The following is a 25040-nucleotide window of genomic DNA, read 5'->3' on the forward strand; positions in this document are numbered from 1 at the left end:
CACGCCTACCCCTGGCATTATTCATGAGGCCTCTCCCTGGTTAGGCCCGACCACCCCCACCCTCTTTCAGCAGCTTAAGTGAGGTTATATTCCGTTCGCCACTTTTCGATGGTGTGGTTGTAGATGGCGTGGTTGGCCTGCTCACCATGGACCTGATTATGCAGGAGCGGGCCCGCGAGCTGCTCGGCGAGATGTTCCGCTGGTTTGACCTGAAGCGCTGGGGCATTCTCATTGAGCGCGTTAAACTCTACAACCCCGACGCGGCCCCCAACATCAAGGCCAGCAAGCACGAGCTGCGCCCCATTCCGCAGGACCAGATTGACCGCACGGCCGGCGGCATCACGGCCTTCCCGCAGAATCCGGGGTACTAAGTGTCTGTGAAATTGAGATTTAAGTAAATCGTTGTCATGCTCATCTGGCGTCCGCTTGTCGAAGCATCTCTACCACGAGAGTAAACCCAATCGGTTCAATGAAGCGGTAGAGATGCTTCGACAAGCGGACGCAAGATGAGCAGGACAACGATTCACTTAGAGCCTGCTGTAATAAGCAATAGATACCAGGTAATTGCAGGTCGGTGCATAGCAAATTTTAGACTACATTACCGCCCAGATTTGACTTCTTCTACCTTCTCTTTATCCCCACCCAATTGAAAAAAATCCAAGCATTGGCCACTGTAACGGTAGCGGCCTCGATGGCCTTCAGTAACCCGCGCCCTACCCTGGTGCAACGCGCTGACGGCTGGCAAAACCTGTTTGACGGCAAAACCCTGACGGGCTGGAAGCGCCTGGCGGGCACGGCCGACTACAAGGTCGAGAATGGCGCTATCGTGGGCACGTCCGTGATGAATTCGGGCAACACGTTTCTGGTCACCGAAAAGGAATACGGCGACTTTGTGCTGGAGCTGGATGCCATGGTGGAGAGCCCGGTGAGCAACTCGGGCGTGCAAACGCGCAGCCATTTCGACTCGCCGGAGGCGCCGGGCAAGGTGTATGGCCGACAGGTCGAATTCGACCCCTCGGACCGGAGCTGGTCGGGCGGCATCTACGACGGCCGCCAGTGGCTCTACCCCCTCGATTTGCACCCCGAAGCCAAAACGGCCTTCAAAGTGGGCCAGTACAACCACGTGAAAGTGGAGTGCATCGGCAACGAGATGAAGACGTGGGTTAACAACGTGCCGGTGGCCTACGTGGTGGACCCCATCGACCCCAAAGGCTTCATTGGCTTGCAGGTGCACGGCATCACGACCAAGGAGCAGGAGGGAAAGAAGGTCTACTTTAAGAACATCAAAATCAAGACGACCAACTTGCAGCCCAGTGCCTTTCCGGCCGATATCTACGTCGTCAACTTCGTACCCAACTACCTGAGCACCTACGAGAAGCAGCACGGCTGGAAGCTGCTGTTTGATGGCAAAAGCTCGGCGGGCTGGCGCAGCGCCAAGGGCACGGCCTTCCCGGCCAAAGGCTGGGAAGTAGCCAACGGCACCCTGACCGTGCAGCCATCGGCCGGCAAGGAGGCGGCCAACGGTGGCGACATCGTAACCAACGACCAGTACCGGGCCTTCGACCTGTCGTTTGAGTTTAAGCTGACGCCCGGCGCCAACAGCGGCGTGAAATACTTCGTGACGCTGGACGAAAAAACCGAGGGTTCGGCCATCGGCCTGGAGTATCAGGTGCTCGACGATGCGCTGCACCCCGATGCCAAGCTGGGCCGCGACGGCGACCGCACGCTGGCCTCCCTCTACGACCTGAAGCGGGCCGACAAGCCGCCGCGCTTCATTCACCCCATTGGCGAGTGGAACGTGGGCCGCGTGGTAGTGCACCCTGATAACCGCGTGGAGCACTACCTGAACGGCGCTAAAGTATTGGAATACACCCGCGGCTCGAAAGAGTTTCTGGAGCTGGTGGCCCTGAGCAAGTACCACATCTGGCCAAATTTCGGCATGGCTCCGCAGGGCCGCATTCTGCTGCAGGACCACGGCAACCAGGTGTCGTTTCGCAGCCTTAAAATCAAGCAGTTAAAGTAACCTTCATCCCTACCCCCCTCTTCTCCACCCATGTCTACTGAAACGAATCCCCGGCGTCTTTTTCTTAAGCAAACGGCCCTGGCCGGCGCGGGCGTGCTGCTGGCGCGCACCGCGTGGTCGGCCAGCAGCTACAAACGCATTATCGGCGCCAATGACCGGGTGCGCGTGGGCGTGGTCGGCTTTTCGGACCGCCACCGCAGCTCGCACATTCCCTCCTTTCTGAACCATTATAAGGAGCTCAACTTCGACGTGGTGGGCGTGTCCGACATCTGGAAAAAGCGCCGCGAAGAGGGCGCCGCCACCTGGAAAGAAAAGCTGGGGCACGACGTTGCGGCCTACCGCAACAACGAGGAGATGTACGATAAGAAGGTCGTGGACGCGGTGTTTGTGAGCACCGCCGACTTTCAGCACGCGCTACACGCCATTGAGGCCGTGCAAGCGGGCTGCGACGTGTACTGCGAAAAGCCCTTTGCCGAAACGATGGCCGACAACCGCGCCGCCCTCAAGGCCATCAAGGCGTCGAAGCAGATTGTGCAAATCGGCTCGCAGCGCCGCAGCGGGGCCAACTACCACGCCGCCGAGGCCTTCATCAAGTCGGGCAAGTTTGGCCCCCTCAAGATGGTGGAGCTGACCTGGAACGTGAACCAGCCCGGCCGCTGGCGCCGCCCCGACCTGGTGCCCCAGCTCCAGGAGGCCGACACCGACTGGAAGCGCTACCTGATGAACCGCCCCGCCGAGGCCTTCGACGCCCGCAAGTACCTGGAGTTTCGGCTGTTCTGGCCCTACTCCTCAGGCCTGGCGGGGCAGTGGATGAGCCACCAGATTGATACCGTGCACTGGTTTACGGGCCTACCCCACCCGCGCAGCGTGGTGGCCAACGGCGGCATTTATATGTGGAAGGACGGCCGCAAGAACTGGGATACCATCACGGCGGTGTTCGACTACGGCCCCCTCAACAACCTGGCCGAGGGCTTCCAGGTCACGTTTGGCTCGCGCATGGACAACGGCGACGAGCACCCGACCGAAATTTACTACTCCAACGGCGGCGAGCTGAACCTGAATACCAACGCCGTGACGCCGCGCGGCGGCCTGACGCAGAAATTCGCTGCCGACATGAAAATGCAGCCCTTCCTGCTGCCCGAGTCGAGCTTGTCGGAGGTAGAGCCGGTTATCGCATCGGCCAACACGGGCGGTGATAAGCTGACGTCCAACCACATCCGCAACTGGATGGAGTGCGTGCGCAGCCGCCAAACGCCCCACGCCCCGGTCGAGGCCGGCTACAGCCATTCGATTGCCACCATCATGACCAACGCCGCCGTGCACTCGGGCCAGAAGGCTACGTTTGACGAGAAGACCCAGGAAGTGATGGTGGGCGGCAAGGTGTTCAAATACTAACGCTTCCCTACCCCCCACCCGATGACCAGATTCGCCCTTTCCAGCGGCAGCGCCTTGCTGCTCACCCTCGCGTGCTTTGCGGAGGCTGCGGCCCAGCCAGCCGAGCCGGTACGCGTAACCAAAGACGCTAAGGCCAAGAAGATTGACGTATTTATAGGCAATAAGCTATTCACCAGCTTCTTATACCCCGACTCGCTGGAGAAGCCGGTGCTGTATCCGCTGCGCGCCGCCAACGGCACCGTCGTCACCCGCGGGTTTCCGCTCAACCCCCGGCCCGGCGACCCCACCGACCACCCGCACCACATTGGCCTGTGGTTCAATTTTGAGAACGTGAACGGGCTGGACTTTTGGAACAACTCCTACGCCATTCCGCAGGAGAAGAAAAAGGACTACGGCTGGATTAAAACCGATAAGATTCTGACTACCAGCAGCGGGCCCACCGGCGCGCTGGCCTACCACGCCAACTGGACCAACCAGCAAAACCAGGTGCTGCTGGAAGAAACCACCCGCTTTGAGTTTAGCGGCACGGCGCGGGCCCGCACCATCGACCGCGTCACGACGCTCAAAGCGGTGCAGGACGTCACCTTTACCGATGCCAAAGATGGCCTGCTGGGCCTGCGCCTGGCCCACGAGCTGCAAATGCCCAGCGACAAAGACGAGAAGTTTACGGACAGCAAAGGCATCGTGACGGTGGTGAAAGCCGGCACCGACCACGTGCCCAACGGCAACTACCTGACCAGCGCCGGCAAGCGCGGCAACGATGCCTGGAGCACCCGCGGCAACTGGTGCAAAGTGTACGGCAAAATGGGCACCGACTCCGTTACGGTGGCCATCCTGGACTACCCCCAAAACCCGAACTACCCCACCTTCTGGCACGCGCGGGGCTACGGCCTGTTTGCGGCCAACCCGCTGGGCGAGAAGATATTTACCAACGGAGCCTCGGCTAAAAACCTGCAGCTCAAAAAGGGCGAATCGGCAACCTTTCGCTACCGCGTGCTGATTGACGAAGGTGCCAAAACCCTCTCGGCCAAGCAGCTGAACGAGGCCGCCGCTGATTTTGCCAAGAAAAAGAGCATGGCTACCCTCAAGTAGCCAGCCCTACCCCCCTGCTGGCGGGCAACTGCCTTTTCTATCCTCGCGCCTGCTCCTCATGAAGTTAGCTGTGTTGTTTGTTTTGCTGGCTGGCTTTGTCGGAATGCCCGTGGCACGCGGGCAATCGCGACCTGCCGCCACGCCCGTTTTCAACCATGCCGCCGTGTGCGTGCACGACTTGAAGCGGAGCACAGCTTTCTACCACACTGCCATTGGGCTGCAGGAAATACCCAATCCCTTCCACGATGGGCTGCATATGTGGTTCAGGATTGGGCCGAATCTTCAGCTGCACGTCATTCAGCGCGGGTGCCCGGTCGGCGCCAGCAAAGACGCTCACCTGTGTTTCAGCGTACCTTCGCTAAGCGCATTTATGGACCACCTCGACGCGCTTGGCGTGGCCTACACCAATCTGAAGGGCGACAGCAAAGTACCTACCGCCCGCCTAGACGGGGTAAAGCAGATTTACATTCAGGACCCGGACGGCTATTGGGTTGAAATCAATGACGCGCCGTGAGCTGGTCTTTAATGCCCGCACCAGCACGGCTTCGGCCAGGGGGGGTAGGGAGGGGCTACGCGTCCGTCAGGCGGCGATGCGGGTCGGCCGGCCGTGCCCAGGCCGGGCGGGTTAGGGTGAGCAAATTAGCAAGAAAACAGGACGCCCTATGCATTGGCTACCACGACTAACCCTTATCTGCCTAGCTACTAGCCCCCTTTCTGAGGTAGCGGCCCAGGCTAGCGCGCCGCTTGCCCACTCGCAGACCAATGCGGGCAGCTGGGAGCAGCTGGCCGCGGAGGCGTTGCGCGTCGGCAAGCCAACGTGGCGACCGATGCTGGCCTACGTGGCTCGCCTGCACCAGCGGGCGACGCATCCGGCGGCCTGGCCTTTCGACTACGAGTGGGAAGACCTGGGCCCCGGCTACGTCTACGGCAATGCCTTCGGGCACTGGGATATTGTGCACGAAAGCCTCGATGTGCTGCCCGCCTACCCCGAGCACGCGCTGCACCAGCTGCTGAACGACGTCAAAAACCAGGAGCCCAGCGGGCTGATTCCGGGCTCTATCTACATGCCCGGCGGCCTGGCCCAGCACGATTCGGTGCGCTGGAACAAAACCACCCAGGGCCACCCGCCGCTCTGGCCTCTGGCCGTGCAGGAATACGTGCGCGTGACCCACGACAGCGCGGTTATCCGGCAGTTTTACACGCCCTTAATCCGCCAGATAACGTGGTTTGAGAACACCCGGAAGGCCGAGGGCGAAGGCTTTTTCTACAACGATATCTTGTTGAAGAAATGGGAAAGCGGCGTCGATGAGGGTATTCGCTTCGACGACGTAGCCAAGGGGCCCCTCGCGTGCGTCGATGCCACCAGCCACGTGTACGCCCTGTACCGGGTGGCCGCGCAATGGGCGCGCCAGCTCGGAATGGACGCGACGTACTACGACCGGCGGGCCCACGACTTGCAGGTCTTTATTCAAACCCAGCTGTATGTGCCTGCCACCGGCATGTTTTATGACAGCTGGGCCGTGAAAGATGCGACCCTGCGCAACCTGCCCTTCGAAAGCATGTGGCCCCTGGTAACCGGGGCGGCCACCCCGGAGCAGGCCAACCGCTACATTGATAGCTACTTACTAAACAAGTCGGTTTTTTTAACTGCCCATCCCATTGCCACGGTGGGCCGCCGGGACCCCAAATTTGAGCTGCGCATGTGGCGCGGCCCGGCCTGGAACAGCATGGCCTACTGGGCCGCCCGCGCCTGCCTGACCTACGGTCGCAAAGACGCGGCCCGGCTCATCCTGGAAAAAGCGCTGGATGATTCGGCCCGGCAATTTGCCCGGACTGGCACCATCTGGGAGTTTTACCACCCGCTGGGCGGCCACCCCGAAGATGTACAGCGCAAGCCCACCAGCAAGTACAACGTGCCATGCCGCGATTACCTGGGCCACAACCCGCTCCTCGCGATGGCCCGCTTGTATGACACGGTGAAATAACTTTCAGCGCCTACCCCCCGCCCAGGCTCAGGGCTTGGCCGGGCGGGCCGGTTTTGGCAGAGCGCCACTTCATTACGTGGCACACGACGCGCGTAGTACCCACATTTTGCAGGCTGTGCAGCTGGTTGGGCGCCTGAAAAACAACGAAGCCGGGGCCGGCCCGTTGGAGCTCGCCGTGCACCAGCACCTCCACCGTACCCTCCCGCACCATGGCTAGCTCCTCCTCCGGGTGCTGGTGCTTGCCGCCTGGGGCACCTCCCCCCTAGCCCCCTCTTAGTCAAGTAAACGAAGCCCTAAATTCCAAGGGTGATAATTGCGTTTTTGTCTTGAACAGCTTGCTAAACGAGGGCACGTGCTCAAAACCCAACTCGTACGCTATTTCACTAACGGTTAAGCTAGTAGTCGATAATTTTTCCTTAGCCTTCGCAATCAGCTGGGCGTGAATGTGCTGCTGGGTATTTTGCCCGGTTACCAGGCGCAGGATATTACTCAAGTACTTGGGCGACAGGTGCAGGCAGTCGGCCACGTACTGCACGGTGGGCAGGCCTCTTTCCGCCAGGTTATCGCTGTTGAAATAGTCATTCAGCAGGGTTTCCAGCCGTTCCAAAACCTGGTGGTTGGCTTTTTCGCGGGTGATGAACTGGCGGTTATAAAACCGGTCGGCGTAGTTCAGCAAGCCTTCTACTTGCGATATAATAATACCCTTGCTGAACCGGTCAATATTACCGCTGCATTCCTGCTCAATGGCCAGAATAATATTGGTAATAGTTGCCTCTTCCTTGGCCGATAGAAACAAGCCCTCGTGGAGCGAATAATCCCAGAAATCGTAGTGCTTGATGGTTTTGGCCAGCGGCGTATTCCAAATAAAATCGGGGTGGATATAAATGACCCAGCCCGATTTTTTCACGGCTTCGGCTTTGTTGGCAACAGCGGAGCTAAACACCTGGCTGGGCGCCATAAACGACAAAATACCCTCGTTGAAATCAAACGGATGCTGCCCGTATTTGAAATTAATGTTGTGCATTCTTTTTACGGAAATGGCGTAAAAATCCAGCAGCATGGTAAGTGGCTCCGCCTCCTCCTCGCGGGGCGGTACGGCCCCAACATCCACCACGCTGAGCAGTGGATGCTGGGGCTTGGGCAAGCGCACGAATTCGTGGAATTCGCTTATTGTTTTGAAATGCCTCATGCGGGCTCGTCCTCTTTTCTGATTTCCAGCACCAATTTACCGCGCACGTGCCAGGTTTGGCTTTCGCGGTGGGCGGCGGCCACCTCCGCCAGCGGATACACCTGGCTGACCACCACCCGCACCTGGCCGGCGTCGATGAGCGCGGCGATTTCGGTTAGCCAGTCTTGCCGGGGCTGGTTGGGGGCCATTTCGCCGGTGGCCTGCTTCTGGGCCAGGGCGGCCAGCACGGTTTCGTCAAACGGCGCATCGACGTTGACGCTCACGAAGATGCCGCCGGGCTTGAGCACGGCCACCGCCTTGAGGCGCTCGCGGTTGTCGCGCTGGGGCGAGGCTTCCAGCACCACGTCCATGTCGCGCACCAGCTCCTCAAACGGTTGGCCCCGGTAGTCGAGCGCCTCATCGGCCCCCAACTGCTTGACGTATTCGAGGTTGCCGGCCGAGGCGAGGCCGATAACGTAGGCCCCTTTGGCCTTGGCAAACTGCACCGCGAAGCCCCCTACCCCCCCCGACGCGCCCTGAATGAGCACGCGCTGGCCGGCCCGCACCTGGCCGTGGCCGAAGAGGCCCGTCCAGGCCGTGAGGCCGGCCAGCGGCACGCCCGCCGCCTCGTTGAAGCTCAGGCGCTGGGGCTTGCAGGCAAACTGGCTGGCCTTGGCCGCGCAATACTCGGCGTAGCTGCCGTTGCCGGGGAAATTGGGCACCCCGTACACGGCATCGCCGGGCTGAAAGCCGGTGACCGCGCTCCCGACTTCGGCCACCACGCCGGCCGCATCCCAGCCCAGGGTCAGGGGCAGCTGAAAAAACGACCGCATCATCTCGTTGCTGCCGTCCCGAATTACCCAATCGACCGGGTTTACGCCGCTGGCATACACGCTAATCAGGAGCTCATCGGCCGCCGGCACGGGGCGCGGGGCATCTACTAGCTGGAGCACTTCCGGGCCGCCAAAGGCCTTGATTGTTACTGCTTTCATACGAGCTTTTTTTCTGGTTGATGACGATACAAAGGTCATCACCCCCCGAAAAGCAGGTTTACGCAAAATGCCCTTTGTCTTAGCCAAAATGCCGCCGCCCGGCCGCTAGCCCGCCGCCCGCTCACAACCCCAGGCTGCCCGTAGCAGCTAGGGCCGCCAGGTGGCGGAGGAAGCGGGGCAGGCGGGCAAGTCATAATCGTATTTAGTACACTGTTTTAATAATTGCGCCAACTCCGGATATTAATTCTTCAACCTCCTCTTTTTTAGGCTCTTTATCCTTATTATGGTCACATAAATTTCTAATATCTCCTAGATATTGAATCTTTCTCCAGGTTGGGGTATCATATACTTCAGAAGATTTCAATGCATTATTCAGGTCTGATATTGAGGGATGACTCTTAGCAATCTTGAGACTATGATTTATCATTACTTGTGCTAAATGCTTTTCGAGAACAACACCCGCAATTGCACCAGCGCCTCTGGTAAACTTATTTTTATTAAGCTCTTTTGCCGCTTCGAGTTCGCTATCAAATAAGTCCGCTTGCACCAGTTGCCTGATATCAAAAAGCGAACTCTCAAACCTTCGTTCAACTGATTTCAAAATGTTGAGCTGCTGCTCAAACTGACTTACAGCAGCATCCGGACCGACTTTTTTATTTCCATAAGAGGTAACAGTTAAATTTTGAAGATAATCTTCTATTACGTAATTACCATACTCGATTGATTTCCTTGTTTTAGGTTTTTCAAAAAGCTTTGTAAAATCAGTTAACCTATCTGGCAATAGCTGTTTAATAATAACTAATGATTCTGAATACCAACTTTGGTATTCTCTACCAAAAGGAAGAATGTTACTTATGTATTCTTTTACTTCTTTATCATCTTTAATGACTGCCTTAATTTGCTTTTTAACCTCTTCTGGATATAAACTATATTTTATGGAAGTATCCAATTTGTCACCTTTTTCAATTAGGAGCTTCAAGTCGCTCTTGTATTTATCAATGTTCTTCATGCTTATTGAGTTTAACTAATTGCAACACACTTATTATCGCTATTGCACTGAATATTTTTAGCGATTATCAACCTAGTATTGGCCTGACACCCGCAAGTATAAGCCAGAACTAGCCCAACCCCACTACCCCACCCATCCCGCCCCCCATCGTAAATTTGCGCTTGCTTAACGGCTAACTCCCGTTCGCCTGCTGTATGAAACAAGAACTAGACCTGGCCCTACCCCCCGAGGTGGCCTACGACGAGCTGGCCCGCTACGCGGCCATTCTGGCCGCCGCCGGCCTGCGCCCCGGCGAAGCCGACTTCGTGCACATTCGCAAGCGCTCGCTCGATGCGCGGGGCCGCCGGCCGCTCATCCGCCTGCGGGCCGACGTGTACGACCGCGCCACGCCCGCCCCCGCCCGCGAGCTGCTGGGGCCGTGGTTTGAATACCCCGACGTGCGGCATGCGCGGCGGCGAGTGCTCATCGTGGGCGCGGGGCCGGCGGGGCTGTTTGCGGCGCTGCGCTGCATCGAGCTGGGCATCCGGCCCATCGTGCTGGAGCGCGGCAAGGACGTGCGCACCCGCCGCCGCGACCTGGCCGCCCTCAACAAAGAGCACCTCGTGAACCCCGACTCGAACTACTGCTTTGGCGAGGGCGGCGCGGGCACCTACTCCGATGGCAAGCTCTACACCCGCGCCACCAAGCGCGGCGACGTGGGCCGCATCCTGCGGCGGCTGGTGCAGCACGGCGCTACCCCCGATATCCTGGTCGATGCCCACCCCCACATCGGCACCAACAAGCTGCCCGCCGTGGTGCAGAGCCTGCGCGATGCCATCATCGAGGCCGGCGGCGAGGTGCGGTTTGAGACGCGGGTCGAAGATTTAATCTTGAAAAACAACCACTTGCGCGGCGTAGTCACGCACACCGGCGAGGCGCTGGAGGCCGAGGCCACCGTGCTGGCCACCGGCCACTCGGCCCGCGACATCTACGAGCTGCTGCACCGGCGCGGGGTGGCCATCGAGGCCAAGCCCTTTGCGCTGGGCGTGCGCGTGGAGCACCCGCAAAGCCTCATCGACGCGGCGCAGTACGGGCGGCCCGAGCGCGGCCTGCTGCCCGCCGCCAGCTACGCGCTGGTGGAGCAAACCAAGGTGCGCGACGCCCAGCGCGGCGTGTTTTCGTTTTGCATGTGCCCCGGCGGCTTCATCGTGCCGGCGGCCACCGCGCCCGGCGAGGTGGTGGTGAATGGCATGAGCCCCAGCCGCCGCGACTCGCGCTTTGCCAACTCGGGCATCGTGGCGGCCGTGGAGCTGGCCGACATGGACGTGGCCCGCCACGGCGTGCTGGCCGGCCTGCGCTTGCAGCAGGAAATAGAGCAGCGCGCCTGCCAGCTCGCCGGCAACACCCAGCTGGCCCCCGCCCAGCGCCTGGGTGACTTTCTCCAACAAAAGCTGTCCCCTACCCTGCTCGAAACCAGCTACCAGCCCGGCCTGGTGAGCGTGGAGATGGACGCCGTGCTCGGCCCCGCCCTCAGCGAGCGGCTGCGGCAGGGCTTCCGCGCCTTCGGCCGCAAAATCCCCGGCTTCGCCACCAACGAGGCGCAGATTGTGGGCGTCGAGAGCCGCACCTCGTCGCCCGTCCGCATCCCGCGCGACAATGACACCCTGCGCCACCCAGTGGTGGCGGGCCTCTACCCCTGCGGCGAGGGCGCGGGCTACGCGGGCGGCATCGTGAGCGCGGCAATGGACGGCGAGCGCGTGGCGGAAGCGCTGGCTGTATCCGTGGGGCGGTAAAACCCGTTTACGTTAGACTCGTTGTCATGCTTCGCTGCGCTCTGCATGACAACGAGTCTAACGTAAACGGGTTACCAATTCAACGGCACGGGCGAGATGCTTCGCTGCGCTCTGCATGACAACGATTATTAACTTAAAAAACCATGAAGACTTTAGTTTTAGGAGCTACCGATAACCCCGACCGCTACGCCTACAAGGCCGTGCACGCGCTCAAGCGCCACGGCCACGAGGTGGTGCCCGTCGGCATTCGCAAAGGCCAGGTGGCCGGCGTACCTATTCACACCGACCGGCCCCAGGAAGCCGGCATCGACACCGTAACGCTCTACGTGGGCCCGCAAAATCAGCCCGGCTGGTATGACTACATCCTGAGCCTCAAGCCGCGCCGCATCATCTTCAACCCCGGCACCGAAAACCCCGAGCTAGAGCAAAAGGCCCAGGCCGCCGGCATTCAAACCGAGGAAGCCTGCACGCTGGTGATGCTGAGCGTGGGGCAGTATGAGAAGTAGGTAGTAAGCTACTGGCTGAACTGACAAGTTAAATTGGCATGCAGTACCAGGAGTTTTCAGCCTGCAGAAGCCGCAGAGGTTTGCGCAGAAGACGCAGAAGCAACTAGCTTTCTGTATGCTACTTTAAAGAGCCATTTTAACTAGCTTATTATTGGCTGTCAAGAGCTTAGCAGTCAATGTGCAGTTGCTGCTGACCGATTACGTAATGGCTCCCAGGCAAATCAAAAGAGGACCTGCCGCAGCCACTCAGTTGAGTGGCTGCGGCAGGTCCTCTTTTTTTGGCGAAGTGCCTACCCCTGCTTAGTTGGGCAGGGCCACGGCGCGGTAGGCGTTCACGCGGCCGTAGCCGTAGTAGGGGTCGCGGCCGGGCTTGCCCAGGTCGTCGGCCGAGGCGCGCAGGGCGGCCTCCACTTTGGCGGGGTCCATGTCGCCGCCGTTTTTGCCGATAATGAGGGCGGCTACGCCCGTGGCGTGCGGGGCGGCCATGCTGGTGCCGGCCGACCAGGTGTAGCTACCGCTGGGCACGCCGTTTACCGTCGTGACGCGGCCCGTGCTCAGCACCATATCCAGTGCCCACACGTACTGGCGCACGCCGCGGAAGACCACTATCTCGTTGCCGGGGTAGGCAAAGTCGCCGCCGGGAGCGGCGAAGCTGATGGCCGGGGTCCCATAGTTAGAGTACGAGGCGAAGCGGTCCAGATTAGCGGTCAGCGGGGCCAGGGCCCAGCCAATCGGGGCCGTGGCCGAGATGGAGATAACGCCCGTAGCATCGGCCGGAATGTTGACCAGCGACTGGTCCTTGTTGCCATTATTGGCATCGTTGCCGGCTGCGGCAATGAGGGTTACGCCGTTTTTAGTGGCGTAGCTGGTGGCTTTGCTCAGGGCCACGAGCAGCTCCTGAATGGCTTTGGTGTCGTTCACCACGTTGCCCTGGTCGTCGATATACTTGTCGTGGTGCGGAAGGGCCGCGCCCAGGCTCATGTTGATGACGTCGGCGTGCTGCTGCGTGGCGTACACGATGCCCTGGATGAGCCAGGAAAACGAGCCCGAGCCGCTATCGCCCAGCACCTTCACCAGCAAGAGCTTGGCTTTGGGAGCAATGCCGATAACGCCGATATTGTTGTCTACGGCCGCGATGGTGCCGGCCGTGTGCGTGCCGTGGCTGAAGCCCGTGCCCACGAACTGGGCCGGCTCGCCGGGCACAAACGACTTACTACCCACGATGTTATCCTTCAAGTCGGGGTGGTTTAGCTCGAAGCCTCCGTCGAGGTCGGCCACCAGCACGCCCTGGCCCTGGTTGCCGGTGTTCCAGGCTTCGGGGGCCTCAATGGCGGTGGCGCCCCACTGCAGCGGGAAGAGCGGGTTGCTGTCGCCGGTGCTCGGCGGGTTCACGTTGTCGGGCAGGGTTTGGGCGGCGCGGTCGGGCTGGGGCTCGAAGCCCTGGTAGGTGAAGTCGTGCACCACCGAGCGTACGCCCGCGATTTTACCTGCTTTGGCCGCGAAGTTGGGGTCGTCGGAAGTGGCAATGGCTACCCCTACTTCCTGGAGCAAGGCGGTGAGCTTGCCATTGGCGGCCGCCGTTTTGGCGCTGATATCGGCCGGCAGCTGGTCGCCGGAGGCGATGATAACGTACTGCTTGGCGCGTAGCACAAAGCCGGGTGTGGCCTGGGCATCTTGCTGGGTAGTGTCGGCGCTGAGGCTGGCCGTGGGGGTAGGGTTCTCTTTGCTGCACCCGAAGGTGCCCAGCAGGCCAAGGCCAAGTAAGGGGAGAAACGTGCGCGGGGAAAAAGTTTGACGCATGGGTTGTGATTGTGGTTGTGGAAAAGAGGTTGTTGAGAATACCGGACTCAACGAGCAGGTAAGTGGCACTGTGGCCAAATCTACTAAAATAAAACCTACTCACTCACTGCAAACTCATAAAACCACCCTTGTTTTTCCTTTATCCTGCATCCCGCTGGCTTGAAGCCAAGTCCATATTGCTAGTGGTTAATAGGCATGCATACAAGCTTTTACATAAAAGAACAGCTTAGCAATATCCCACTAAATTATTAGCCTAAAACGGGCAAAAAAAACACCGGCCTGCTTACTTTTAGCGACTTCTTACCTTCTCATTCAATGAAATACCCCTACTTACTCGGGCTGCTGGGTGCCGGACTATTGGCGTTCCGGCCGGCGGCTCCTACCCCCCCGGCAGCGCTCAAAGCCGAAGCCACCCAGGACTTGCAGGCGCACTACGCCGACTACCGGCAGCTGGCCCAGCGCATCTGGGGCTTTGCCGAGGTGGGCTACAAGGAAACCCAGAGCTCGGCCTTGCTGCAGAAGACGCTGCGCGACAACGGCTTCGCGGTGCAGGCGGGGGTAGCGGGCATCCCCACGGCCTTCGTGGCCACCTACGGCAGCGGGCAGCCGGTGATTGGGGTGCTGGCCGAGTTTGACGCGCTGCCCGGCCTGGCCCAGCAGGCGGTGGCGGAGAAAACGCCCATTGCCGGCCAGAACGCGGGCCACGGCTGCGGCCACAACCTGTTTGGCACCGCCAGCGTGGCCACGGGCCTCGAAATCAAGAAGCTACTCAAGGAAGGCAAGCTGCACGGCACCGTGAAGGTGTATGGCTGCCCGGCCGAGGAAGGCGGCAGCGGCAAGGTGTACATGGTGCGCGAGGGCCTGTTTCAGGGCGTAGATGCGGTGATTCACTGGCACCCGAGCAGCGAAAACGCCACGATGGTGGGCAAGTACATCGCCAACTCGTCGGCCAAATTCAGGTTTCACGGCATTGCGGCGCACGCAGCGGCGGCCCCCGAGCGCGGCCGCAGCGCCCTCGACGGCGTGGAGGCGATGGACAATATGGTGAACATGATGCGCGAGCACGTGCCCCAGGAAACGCGCATTCACTACGTCATCACGAGCGGCGGCAAGGCCCCCAACGTGGTGCCCGACTTTGCGGAGGTGTACTACTACGTGCGCCACCCCAACCGGGCCGACGTGCAGGCCATCTTCGAGCGGGTGGTGAAGGCCGCCGAGGGCGCCGCGCTGGGCACCGGCACCACCATGGACTACGAGATAGTGGGCGGCACCCACGACCTGCTCATCAACGAAACCCTGGCCCACGCCCTGCAAGCCAACCTGGAGCAGGTGGGCGGCGTGACCTACACGCCCGAAGAAGCCGCCTTCGGCCAGCAGATTCAGCAGTCGCTGGGTGCCCCCGCGCCGCCCGTGGCGCAGGCCGCCGCCGTGGAGCCCTACACGCCGCACGACCTGGGCGGCAGCAGCGACGTGGGCGACGTGAGCTACGTGGTGCCCACCGTGGGCCTGCAAGCCGCCACCTGGATACCCGGCACGCCCGCCCACAGCTGGCAGGCCGTGGCGTGCAGCGGCAAGGATATCGGCAGCAAGGGCATGATGGTGGCGGCCAAGACCATGACCCTCACGGCTATCGACCTTTTTACTACCCCCGAGCTGGTGGCCAAAGCCAAAGAAGAGCTTAAGCAGAAAGTGGGCAGCTACGTGTACAAGCCGCTGCTGGGCAACCGCAAGCCAGCGCTGAATTATCGGGATTAATGGCTGGGCAGGAAACTGAGAGCCCCGCCAGTCAGGCCGTCATGCTGAACGCAGTGAAGCATCTCTACCGCTTCGTTGAACTGCGCGGAGGAAGCGGTAGAGATGCTTCACTGCGTTCAGCATGACGTTCTTTTTTCCTTTTTGCAGCAGGCACACCATCCAGTAACGCTTTCCCCTCCTCCCTTTCCCCCTACCCCTATGACAAACGCTTACCCCTGGCGGGCGCTCGCGCTGGCCCTGGCCCTGCTGGCTGCCCCCGGCCTGCGCGCCCAGCAGCATCCCTTCGAGCTGGCCGACCTGGCCAAGCTGACGGGCCTCTCCGACCCGCAGTTTTCGCCCGATGGCAAGCGCATTGCGGTGGTGACCTCGACGCCCGACTACGCCGAGGACCGCTACCTGACGGGCGTGGTGCTGGTGGCCGTGCCTACCGGCGAGCAGCGCGTGCTGGCGGCCAATAAGAATGGGCTGACCCAGCCCCGGTGGTCGCCCAGCGGCCAGGAGTTGGCTTACTTGGCCAAAACCGGAACGGGCAAGGAGGCAGCGTTGCAGCTATTTGTGCAGCCGCTGGCGGGCGGCGAGGCGCGCCAGCTCACGCACCTCAAGAAATCTGTGCAGCACTACGCCTGGCGGCCCGACGGCAGCGCGCTGGCCTTCGTGACGGCCGACGAGCCGACCAACGCGGCCGGGCCGGTAGACAAGGGCTACGACGCGTTTGAGGTGGGTAATAACGACTTGTTTCTGAGCGCGGCGCCCACGGCCTCGCACATTTGGCTGCTGCCGGCGGCCGGCGGCGAGCCCAAGCGCCTGACCTCGGGCGCGTGGAGCCTGCCGGTGACGATTCCGCCGGGGGCGCCGTCGTCGCCGCTTACGTGGAGCCCCGATGGCAAGTCGCTGGCCTTCGTGCAGGTGCCTACCCCCCACTCGGGCAATGGCAACCAGCGCACTGTTCAGGTGCTGAACGTGGCTGAGGGCACGGTGCACCCGCTCACTACGCGCAAGCTGCTGGAGGGCTACCCCGCGTTTTCGCCCGATGGCTCGCAGATTTCCTATTGGTATCCGCGCCAGGGCAATACTATGAACATCAACGAAATATGGGTATCGCCGACAGCCGGCGGCGAGGGTAAGAGCCTGACGCCAACGCTGGACCGCGACGTGTTTCGCAGCATCTGGCTGCCCGATGGCAAGTCGGTGCTGCTGGGCGGCCTTGATGGCGCCCACACCTCGCTGTGGGTGCAACCGCTGAAGGGTGGCGCGGCCCGCAAGCTCAACCTGGGCTCGGTGAGCCCGAACTGGTCGTTTTGGGTCGATGCGGACGTGAGCCGCACGGGCAGTATTGCCTTCATCGGCACCGACCCCGGCCAACCGGCCGAGCTGTTTTACCTGGCCTCAACCACGGCCAAGCCCAAGCGCCTCACCGACTTCAACCACGCTGTGAAGGACTTGCAATTGGGCAAGGCCCAAACCCTGACCTGGCAGTGCGACGGCCTGACCAGCGACGGTGAGCTGACTTACCCGGCCAACTACGTGGCGGGCAAGACCTACCCGCTGGTGCTCGTTATTCACGGCGGGCCCACGGCGGCTTCTACGGCCACGTTTTCTTCGCTTTCGCAATTGTTTGCGGGCCGGGGCTACTTCGTGTTTGAGCCCAACTACCGGGGTAGCGACAACCTGGGCAACGCCTATAAGGCCGCCATTTATAAGGATGCGGGCGCCGGCCCCGGCCGCGACGTGATGGCCGGCCTGGCCCAGCTAAAGCGCAGCGGCCTGGTAGATACCACCCGCATTGGGGTGAGCGGCTGGAGCTACGGCGGCTACATGACCACCTGGCTCATTGGCCACTACCCCGCGCAGTGGAAGGCGGCCGTGGCCGGCGCGGCCGTTACCGACTGGCTCGACCAGTACAACCTGGGCGACAGCAACATCCAGCGGGCCGCCGCCGTGGGCGAGTCGCCCTGGCTGAGCGAAGCCAACGCCCTGAACTACCGCGAGCAGTCGCCCATCACGCTGGCCAGTCGCATCCGCACGCCCACCCTCATTCTGGCCAATACGGCCGACCCACGGGTACCCATCACGCAGTCGTACAAGCTGTTTCACGCGCTGAAAGACAACGGCGTAACGACCAAATTTATCGCCTGGCCGGTGGCCGCGCACAACGCCAGCGACCCCGTGCGCCAGCGCGAGCGCAACCGTTACTGGCTCGACTGGATGGACACGTATTTGCAGCCCGGCGGCCGCGCCGAAGTGCCGCGCACGGGGTCGAATTAGGACCATAAGCAGTAGCGCGGACTTTGTAGTTCGCGGCCCAGAACGACCAGACTGGCGCGGGGCCGCGAACTACAAAGTCCGCGCTACTATTTACCGCCACTACCCCCTGTTTTTTCTATGAAAACCCTGGCTGACCTGCTGCTGCTCGGCGACCCGCGCCTCTATGAAGTATGCGCGCCCGTGACCGAAGCCGACCTGCCGCTGGTAGCCGGCTGGGTAGCCGATTTGCATAACGTGATGCAGGAAGTGCGCGCCAAATACCACTTTGGGCGCGGCATCGCGGCTCCGCAGCTCGGCATCATGAAGCGGCTGGTGTATCTGCACCTCGATGGCCAGCCCCACGTGCTGCTCAACCCCGAGCTGGGCGAGTTGAGCGCAGAAACGTTTGACATGTGGGACGACTGCATGTGCTTTCCGAACCTGCTGGTGCGGGTGCGGCGCCACGAGGCCCTGACCGTGACCTATCGCGACGCCCAGTGGCAGCCGCAGCGCTGGCCCGTGCAGGGCGCCGTAGCCGAGCTGCTGCAGCACGAGTGCGACCACCTCGACGGCATTTTGTGTACCATGCGGGCCCTTGATGGCCAGTCGTTTCGCTGGCGGCCATAAGAATGCCTGCGCCGTGGCACGCCCTACCCAACGGCTTCGATGACCCATCGAAGCCTTTTTTGCGTCTGGATGCTACTTTTCTACCTTGCCAGGCAACCCCTACCCCCCGCGCCGCATCTAACGCCCCAAACAACCTTTCGCCGCTGCCCTACCCCTACTCTTTATCGTGACTGAGCCCGACCTCATCGCCGCCTGCCTGCGGGGCGAGCCCCGCGCCCAGCGCCACCTCTACAACCAGTTTGCGGGGCTGATGCTGACAGTGTGCCGCCGCTACCTCAAGCGCCCCGAAGACGCCGAGGAGGCGCTGCTGCTGGGCTTTGCCAAGGTGTTTCAGGCACTGCCCACGTTTCGGCAGGAGGGCTCGTTCGAGGGCTGGATTAGGCGCATTATGGTCAACCAGGCCCTGATGGAGCTGCGCCGCCGCGAGCCGCTGCACCTCTCGTTTGAGGACTTTGCCCAGCCCGAAAACCTGGCCAGCACCCCCGCCACCGCCGACACCCAGCTGCAGGCCGACGAGCTGCTGGCCCTGCTGCAAACCCTACCCCCCGGCTACCGGGCCGTGTTCAACCTCTATGCGTTGGAAGGCTACTCGCACCTCGAAATTGCGGAGGCGCTGGGTATTTCGGAGGGCACCAGCAAGTCGCAGCTCAGCAAGGCGCGGGCCATGCTGCAACGCCGGCTAGCGCCGCAAACCACGTCTTTTTAGCCCATTAGTATATGCCTTCTGATAATCTCGATGACCTTTTCCGGCAGCAGCTGGGACAGCACGCCACGCCGCCGGGCGCTGACCTGCAGCGCCGCCTGGCCGAGCTGGCCGAGGCCGAGCGCCTGGACAACCTGTTCCGGACGGGGCTGGGGAGCCATGCTTCCCAGCCCCGCCGCGAGCTGTGGGAGCGCCTCGAAGACGAGCACCTGCACCCCGAGCCGCGCCGCCGGCGGGGGGTAGTGGCTTGGTGGCAGCTCTCGGCTGCGGCCATGCTGCTGCTGGCGCTGCTGGCCGGCGGCCTGTGGCGCGGCGGCTACCTGGGCCAGCGCCCCGCCCTGGCCGTAAGCAAGCCGGCGGTGCGGCCGGCGGCCGGCTCTTCGGCGGTGGCCGTAGCTACTAGCGCGGGGGCGGCAGCTACGACAGCTTCGGGCCAATTGATAAGCAATAGCTTACCTACTAACACTATAGCTCAATCAGAAAATAAAGTTCAGGAAAAATCAACCAGCCAGGCAACGGCCAGCCGCCTTGCACCATCTAGCATCCCGATAGCCACTACTACCCGGCCGCGCCGCCCCGCCACGGTGCCCCATGCAGCTAGCAGCATTCAAGCTAAGACCCGGCGGCCGGACGCGGCCGCCGGGGTGCTGGCCACCACCGGGAAGCGGACCATCCCGGCAGGCCAGCCGCAACCGCCTACCCCCCCCGAAGCGCCGGAATTACCGGCCTCCCGCCAACTACCCGCGCTGATTGCCATGATGGCCCCGCCCGATATTATTGAGGTAGATGTGCGGCGCGGCCCCGCGCCGGCCCGCCCGGCCGCCCAAGCGGTAGTGGCCACCGCGCCCAGCCCGGCGGCCGACCAGCCCCGGCGGCGGCTCCGCCTCGGCGGGCTGCTGCGCCAGGCCGACCACCTGGTGCACGGCGAGCCAGTGAGCCTGGCCGAGGCCACCGGCTTGCCCGAAAGCCTGACTGTGCAGGCCCGCCTCGGCGGCCGCACCGTGAGCAGAACCATTCAATTGTAGGGCGCCAGCCAGCGCCGTTAGTTTGCCTTTTTTGTGGCCTCACCCGAGGCTGCCTACCCTCATCTTGTCTATTCTAACCGATTTTCACCCATGAAACCTGCTGTTTTTTTTGCTGCTTGCGGCGTCTTGTTTGCAATTTCTACCGTGGTGGCCCAGGCCCGCGTGCTGGCCCCTACCCCCACCGATACCATTGTATTACGCCTGCCCAACAAGGCCGTGATGACGCTGGTGGTGCGCGATGCCCAGCAGCTGCGCCAACTGCCGCAGTACCACCTCGACTCGCTGGTGGCGCGGCTGGGCGGCTACATCGAGCGGGCCGATGCGGCCGCCAAAGTGGCTGGTACCGAGCGCCTGACCAGCGTGTTTCACCCCAACGAGGACCAGCCTGGCCAGAGCCTGCCCGAGGAAATCCGCATCACGACCCACAAGGCCGCGGCTGGCGCCTACGGTCCCAGCAACCGGGTGGAAGTGCTGCTGGAAAAGAAATTTGGCGTGGTAGTTAATATCGATGGTAAAACCAACGACCAGCCCCGCGCCGCCGCCAGACGGGCCGACCGCCAAGCCGAGCGCGACTCGATGCGCGAGGCGCGCAACGACCGCAAGTCTTCTTCGACAGACTTTATATTTGACCTAGGCCTTAACGCACTCGTTAATAACCATATCGACCGCGCAACGCCGGCCGGGCAGATACCTACCAGCCCGCTCGACCTGCGTACCGGTGGCTCGCGCTACGTCAATCTCGGCTTTAATTTCAAGCAGCGGCTAGGCGCCCGGCGCAGCCCGCTCTACCTGATGGTCGGCCCCGAATTTGCGTTTAATAACTACATGCTCGAAGGCAATCACAAGTGGGTGAACCAGAATGGCTTGACCAGCGTGGCGCTCGAAACTAGCGGCCGGCAGTACCAAAAAACCAAGCTAGCAACTTCTACCCTCACTGTGCCCCTGATGCTTCAGCTCAACACCCACGGCAACAGCCACTTTCACCTGGGCGCGGGGGGCTTTGTGGGCTACCGCCTAGCCAGCTGGACTAAGCTTAAGTATTTCGAGGAAAACACGACCTATAAGGATAAAGACTACGGCTCGTACAACCTCAACGACTGGCAGTATGGCCTACAAGGCATAATTGGTATCAAGTCGCTGACTTTCTTCGCTAAGTATAATCTCAACCCCCTCTTCCGCGATGGCCAGGGAATTCAGGCCCAAACGCTGAGCTTCGGCCTGCGCCTGCTCCAGTAGCGCGAAGTTTCATTTCGTGCGCGAGCGCCAGCGAGCAGAGCGGAACCGCGCAGTTCTGCCTGCTCGCTGACGCTCGCTCGCAAGCTAAAGCTTACGCTACATATTCCGAAAAAAGTTATCCAGCAGGATGGCGGCCGACACGGCTACGTTCAGACTTTCGGCCCTACCCCCCGGCCCGTGCGGAATGTGCAGCCGGCTGGTAAGCTGCGCAGCCACGGCCGGGCTGAGGCCATGGCTCTCGCTGCCCATCACCAGCACGCCGGCTGGTTGTAGGTGCAGCTTGTGCACGTTATCGCCTTCGAGGTCAGCGCCAAATATCCCTACCCCTTCGGGTAAGGCTTGAAGCCAGGCGGGCAGGTCCACGTCGGCCCACACGGGCACCCGGCCGAAGGCGCCCATGCTGGCGGCCACGGCTTTGGGGTTGAAGGGGTCGGCGCAGTTTTCGGACAAGACCAGGCCGGGCAGGCCGTACCAGTCGGCCAGGCGCCAGAGGGTGCCGAGGTTGCCGGGGTCGGCCACGTTGTCGAGGGCCAGCACGAGGCGGGTGGCGGGCAGCTGGGGGGGTAGGGCTGGCGCGGGCGGCCGACGTACTACGGCCAGCGCGGCGGCGTTAGTCTGGAGGGTGCCGAGCTGGGTCAGCTCGTCTTCGGTGGCCAGGTGCAACGGGAAGGCGGGACTGGCGGGCAGGTGCGCGGCGAAAGCGGCAGTAGCGAGCAGGTGCTCGACTTCGAGGCCCGAGGCGAGCAGTTCTAGCACGCTTTTGGCACCTTCGACCAGAAAGGCGGCGTGCCGCTGCCGATATTTGCGCTGATGCAGCGACCGAACGTATTTGGCGAGAGCTTTTGAAACCATTAGATAGACAAAGTAACGACCGGGCGCGCTTCGGTCCGGGCCACCTGGGGGCCTGGCTGCTGCTGGGCCTGGCCGCCCTGCTGCTGGCCGTGGGCTGCTCGCCGCTGCGCCTGCTGGGGCCCAAGCAGCGCCTGCTCACCAAAATAGCGGTGGAAAGCGAGGGCCTGAGCACGGCCCAGCAGGAGCGTATGCTGACGCTGGTGCAGCAAAAGCCCAACCGCACTATTCCCATTCCGAAGCTGGCCATCTACCAGTTCGGGCACTCTTTCTACGATTCGGCGCGCATTGAGCGCAAGATTTCGGGCATCAAGAGCAAGTATGCCGACCAGCTGGCCAATGCCCAGGGCGACTCGGCGCGCACCGGCAAGCTGCTGGCCCGCCGCGACCGCCTCCTGACCCGCAAGCGCACGGCCTTGGAAAAGGGCAACTCCATCATGCGCCTGGGCGAGCCGCCCGTCATCTACGACCCTACCCTGAGCCAGCGCACCGTGGACCAGCTCACCACCTACCTGCGCGCGCAGGGCTACTTCCGGGCCCACGTGGGCTTCACCGACTCGGCCCGCTCCAAGCCCAGCCTCATTGCCAGTGCCCTGCGCACGGTGGGCCTGCGCAAGCCCGTGCGCCCCGTGCCGCTGCGCGACTCGGCTGGCGGGCGCCTGCACCGGCTCGTGACGGTGACCTACGAAGTGGCCGAAGGCCACGGGTTTACGCTGAGCCGGCTCACGCGCAGCATCCCCGACTCGGGGGTGGCCCAGGTGGTGAGCCGGGCGCAGGCCGCTACCCTGCTGCACGTGGGCGATGCCTACAACGAGGACCTCATTGGCCAGGAGCGCCAGCGCCTCGAAACGCTGCTCAAGAACGCGGGCTACTACGATTTCCGGTCCCAGTACATCACGCTGGAAGCTGACACGAGCTTCGAGAAAGGCCAGGTGAGGCTCAGCCTGCAAATAGCCAGTCCGCCCGGCGGCCACCGGGCCTACCGGCTGCGCGACGTGGTGGTAATAAGTGATGTGACCCAGGCGCGGGCGCTGCGGCTGGCCTCGGGCGACACAACCCGGCCGGGCCGTCGGCGGCTGCGCCAGGCTGCGGCCGCCGACACGACTACCCTACCCGGCCAGGTAGCGGCCGGCGCGGCTACTTCCGGCACCGGCCGCATCTCCACGGCGGCCATGCCGGCGGGCGTGACGCCGGCCGCCGTATCGGACACACTCGCGGCCCGGCGGCTGCGGCGCACGGGCCGCGCTCTGGTGCCGCGCGATACCCTGCGCCAGGACTCGGTGCTGTTTCTGAGCCGGGGCCCGGCGGCCATCAGCCCCAGTATTCTGGCCCGGCAGATAGCCGTGCGCCCCAACCAGCTCTACAACCTCACCCGCACCCAGCGCACCCAGCGCCAGCTTTCCAGCCTCGACATGTTCCGGTTTAATACCCTGAGCTACCGCAAGGTGGAAGCTAGAAACAGTTCCGAAGCAGAGGCCGACAGCAGCCAGCAGCTAACGTCGACTTCGCCCGCTGGCCCGGCCCCTACCCCCGCCGCGCCGGGCTACCTCGATGCTATTATTACGACTTCGCCCAACCCGCGCTTTTCCGAAACCACTGAGGCGGGCGGCACCTACGTGGCCGGCCTGCTGGGGCCTTTCGGCAACCTGCGCCTGAAGTGGCGCAATCCCTTTGGCGGGGCCGAAGTGCTGGAGCTGAGTGCCCGCGCCGGCCTGGAGGGCCAGCTGGCCCAGGTGGGCGACAGTAGCAATATCGCCGCCACCTACACGGTGCAGTTCGGAACCACGGCCGCCCTGTTGGTACCCCAGGTGCTGGCTCCTTTTCACCTGGGCGACCTGCTGCGCAACTACAACCCGCACACCCGCCTGGCCCTGTCCACGACGTATACCTCCAGCACCTACTACACGCGCAGCAACACGGAGCTTACCTTCGATTATCTCTGGAACACGTCGGCTTATCAGCAATATACGTTTACGCCGGTCGACCTGGGCCTGGTGCGCACCCGCAATATCAGCGCTTTTTACCAAGAGCGCCTCAACTACCTGCGCGACTCGCTGGGCAGCCCGCTCTACCGCTCGTTTCAGCCCATCTACGAGCCGAGCTTTAGCTTCACCTCGCTCTACAACTCTAACGACCTCACCCAAACCCGCAACGCCCACTACCTGCGGCTGTTTGTGGAGCTGGGTGGCCTCACGCGCGGCCTCTACCGCGAGGCGGGCTGGTTTAAGAATACCGACCTCTCGGTCTACAACTTCGCTAAAATCACGGCCGACTACCGCCGCTACTACAAGCTATCGCCCACCACTTACCTGGCCTGGCGGCTAAACGGGGGGGTAGTGCACGCCCTCACCACCACGCCCGAACAGGCTAACAATCCCTATATTCTGCCCTACGACAAGTACCTGTTTGCGGGCGGGGCCAACAGCGTACGCGCCTGGACGGCCCGCCGCCTGGGCACCGGCTCCTACGCCACGCGCTTTGCCAAGGGCGACCGCGACTACTATACGGAGCAACCCGGCGAGCTGCTGCTCGAAGGCTCGCTGGAATATCGCTTCCCCGTGTACTCATTCGTTAAAGGCGCGCTCTTTACCGATTTTGGCAACGTCTGGACCTTGCAATCCGATACCAAGCGGCCGGGGGCCGAGTTTTTGGTTGACCGTTTCTACAAGCAGTTTGCAGTGGGCTCGGGCTTTGGCATCCGCATGGATTTTACCTTCCTCATCCTGCGCTTCGACGTCGCCACCAAGGTCTACGACCCCACCGACCCCGACCCCTGGCGCATTAGCAATGCGCTGCGTGCAACGAAGAACCAGACGGTTATCAATGTGGGCCTTGGCTATCCTTTTTAAGGGGGTAGGG

19 protein-coding genes and 2 pseudogenes are annotated in these 25040 nt (G+C 62.1%); 15 read left to right on the forward strand and 6 right to left on the reverse strand.

All coding sequences use genetic code 11. The features are described from left to right. Window positions 1-140: 140 nt before the first annotated feature. The 6 genes and pseudogenes from E4631_RS09915 to E4631_RS09940 form a co-directional block, all read left to right on the forward strand. Window positions 141-371 (forward strand): annotated as a pseudogene (locus tag E4631_RS09915) (RagB/SusD family nutrient uptake outer membrane protein); the annotation flags it as partial. 275 nt (window positions 372-646) lie between these two features. Further along, window positions 647-2023, forward strand: a complete 1377-nt coding sequence (locus tag E4631_RS09920; protein ID WP_240734813.1) for a DUF1080 domain-containing protein — start codon at window positions 647-649, stop codon at window positions 2021-2023. A gap of 30 nt (window positions 2024-2053) precedes the next feature. Next, window positions 2054-3418 carry a Gfo/Idh/MocA family protein gene (locus E4631_RS09925; RefSeq protein ID WP_133659019.1) on the forward strand — a complete coding sequence of 455 codons (1365 nt, stop codon included), beginning with the start codon at window positions 2054-2056 and terminating at the stop codon, window positions 3416-3418. 21 nt (window positions 3419-3439) lie between these two features. Further along, window positions 3440-4510, forward strand: a complete 1071-nt coding sequence (locus E4631_RS09930; protein WP_133659018.1) for a PmoA family protein — start codon at window positions 3440-3442, stop codon at window positions 4508-4510. Between the two features lie 58 nt (window positions 4511-4568). Then, window positions 4569-5024, forward strand: a complete 456-nt coding sequence (locus tag E4631_RS09935; RefSeq protein WP_133659017.1) for a VOC family protein — start codon at window positions 4569-4571, stop codon at window positions 5022-5024. A gap of 148 nt (window positions 5025-5172) precedes the next feature. Continuing rightward, window positions 5173-6495 carry a trehalase family glycosidase gene (locus E4631_RS09940; RefSeq protein WP_133659016.1) on the forward strand — a complete coding sequence of 441 codons (1323 nt, stop codon included), beginning with the start codon at window positions 5173-5175 and terminating at the stop codon, window positions 6493-6495. Between the two features lie 10 nt (window positions 6496-6505). Here the strand turns inward: E4631_RS09940 and E4631_RS09945 are convergent. From E4631_RS09945 to E4631_RS09960, 4 genes and pseudogenes are all read right to left on the reverse strand, one after another. Further along, a pseudogene (locus E4631_RS09945) lies at window positions 6506-6739 on the reverse strand (cupin domain-containing protein); the annotation flags it as partial. A 33-nt stretch (window positions 6740-6772) separates the two neighbouring features. Beyond that, window positions 6773-7645, reverse strand: coding sequence for a helix-turn-helix domain-containing protein (locus E4631_RS09950; RefSeq protein ID WP_317129128.1), 873 nt, complete (start codon window positions 7643-7645; stop codon window positions 6773-6775). 35 nt (window positions 7646-7680) lie between these two features. Further along, window positions 7681-8655, reverse strand: a complete 975-nt coding sequence (locus E4631_RS09955) for an NADP-dependent oxidoreductase (RefSeq protein WP_133659013.1) — start codon at window positions 8653-8655, stop codon at window positions 7681-7683. Window positions 8656-8857: 202 nt separating this feature from the next. Next, window positions 8858-9664 carry a hypothetical protein gene (locus tag E4631_RS09960; RefSeq protein WP_133659012.1) on the reverse strand — a complete coding sequence of 269 codons (807 nt, stop codon included), beginning with the start codon at window positions 9662-9664 and terminating at the stop codon, window positions 8858-8860. Between the two features lie 194 nt (window positions 9665-9858). Here E4631_RS09960 and E4631_RS09965 point away from each other — a divergent pair, with 194 nt between their 5' ends. Further along, entirely contained in the window at window positions 9859-11436 is a 1578-nt protein-coding gene (locus E4631_RS09965; RefSeq protein ID WP_133659011.1) for an NAD(P)/FAD-dependent oxidoreductase, read from the forward strand. A 143-nt stretch (window positions 11437-11579) separates the two neighbouring features. Next, window positions 11580-11942 carry a CoA-binding protein gene (locus E4631_RS09970; protein ID WP_133659010.1) on the forward strand — a complete coding sequence of 121 codons (363 nt, stop codon included), beginning with the start codon at window positions 11580-11582 and terminating at the stop codon, window positions 11940-11942. Between the two features lie 300 nt (window positions 11943-12242). Here the strand turns inward: E4631_RS09970 and E4631_RS09975 are convergent, their stop codons facing one another. Beyond that, a complete protein-coding gene (locus E4631_RS09975; RefSeq protein ID WP_133659009.1) occupies window positions 12243-13742 on the reverse strand; it encodes a S8 family serine peptidase in 1500 nt (499 codons plus the stop codon). A 315-nt stretch (window positions 13743-14057) separates the two neighbouring features. Here E4631_RS09975 and E4631_RS09980 point away from each other — a divergent pair, with 315 nt between their 5' ends. The 6 genes from E4631_RS09980 (at window position 14058) to E4631_RS10005 (ending at window position 21332) form a co-directional block, all read left to right on the forward strand. Next, window positions 14058-15497, forward strand: coding sequence for an amidohydrolase (locus E4631_RS09980; RefSeq protein ID WP_133659008.1), 1440 nt, complete (start codon window positions 14058-14060; stop codon window positions 15495-15497). A 198-nt stretch (window positions 15498-15695) separates the two neighbouring features. Next, the gene (locus tag E4631_RS09985; RefSeq protein WP_166648199.1) at window positions 15696-17762 is read left to right on the forward strand and encodes a S9 family peptidase; all 2067 of its coding nucleotides are present in this window, start codon (window positions 15696-15698) and stop codon (window positions 17760-17762) included. A gap of 117 nt (window positions 17763-17879) precedes the next feature. Then, window positions 17880-18368 (forward strand): peptide deformylase, encoded by a 489-nt coding sequence (locus E4631_RS09990; RefSeq protein ID WP_133659006.1) that lies wholly within the window; start codon window positions 17880-17882, stop codon window positions 18366-18368. Between the two features lie 166 nt (window positions 18369-18534). Then, complete coding sequence (locus E4631_RS09995; RefSeq protein WP_133659005.1) at window positions 18535-19074, forward strand: RNA polymerase sigma factor; 540 nt, start codon at window positions 18535-18537, stop codon at window positions 19072-19074. A gap of 11 nt (window positions 19075-19085) precedes the next feature. Next, the gene (locus tag E4631_RS10000; RefSeq protein WP_133659004.1) at window positions 19086-20096 is read left to right on the forward strand and encodes a hypothetical protein; all 1011 of its coding nucleotides are present in this window, start codon (window positions 19086-19088) and stop codon (window positions 20094-20096) included. A gap of 90 nt (window positions 20097-20186) precedes the next feature. Then, window positions 20187-21332 carry a porin family protein gene (locus E4631_RS10005; protein ID WP_133659003.1) on the forward strand — a complete coding sequence of 382 codons (1146 nt, stop codon included), beginning with the start codon at window positions 20187-20189 and terminating at the stop codon, window positions 21330-21332. 96 nt (window positions 21333-21428) lie between these two features. Here the strand turns inward: E4631_RS10005 and E4631_RS10010 are convergent, their stop codons facing one another. After that, window positions 21429-22184 carry an RNA methyltransferase gene (locus E4631_RS10010; protein ID WP_133659002.1) on the reverse strand — a complete coding sequence of 252 codons (756 nt, stop codon included), beginning with the start codon at window positions 22182-22184 and terminating at the stop codon, window positions 21429-21431. On the opposite strand from E4631_RS10010, the gene E4631_RS10015 reads away from it, so the two are divergent. Next, window positions 22175-25030 (forward strand): BamA/TamA family outer membrane protein, encoded by a 2856-nt coding sequence (locus tag E4631_RS10015; RefSeq protein WP_133659001.1) that lies wholly within the window; start codon window positions 22175-22177, stop codon window positions 25028-25030. The two genes, E4631_RS10010 and E4631_RS10015, sit on opposite strands and share 10 nt — an antisense overlap. Window positions 25031-25040 lie beyond the last annotated feature (10 nt).

Origin of the sequence: Hymenobacter sp. UV11 (assembly GCF_004684095.1) — a bacterium.
In the GTDB taxonomy this organism is placed as follows: Bacteria; Bacteroidota; Bacteroidia; order Cytophagales; family Hymenobacteraceae; genus Hymenobacter.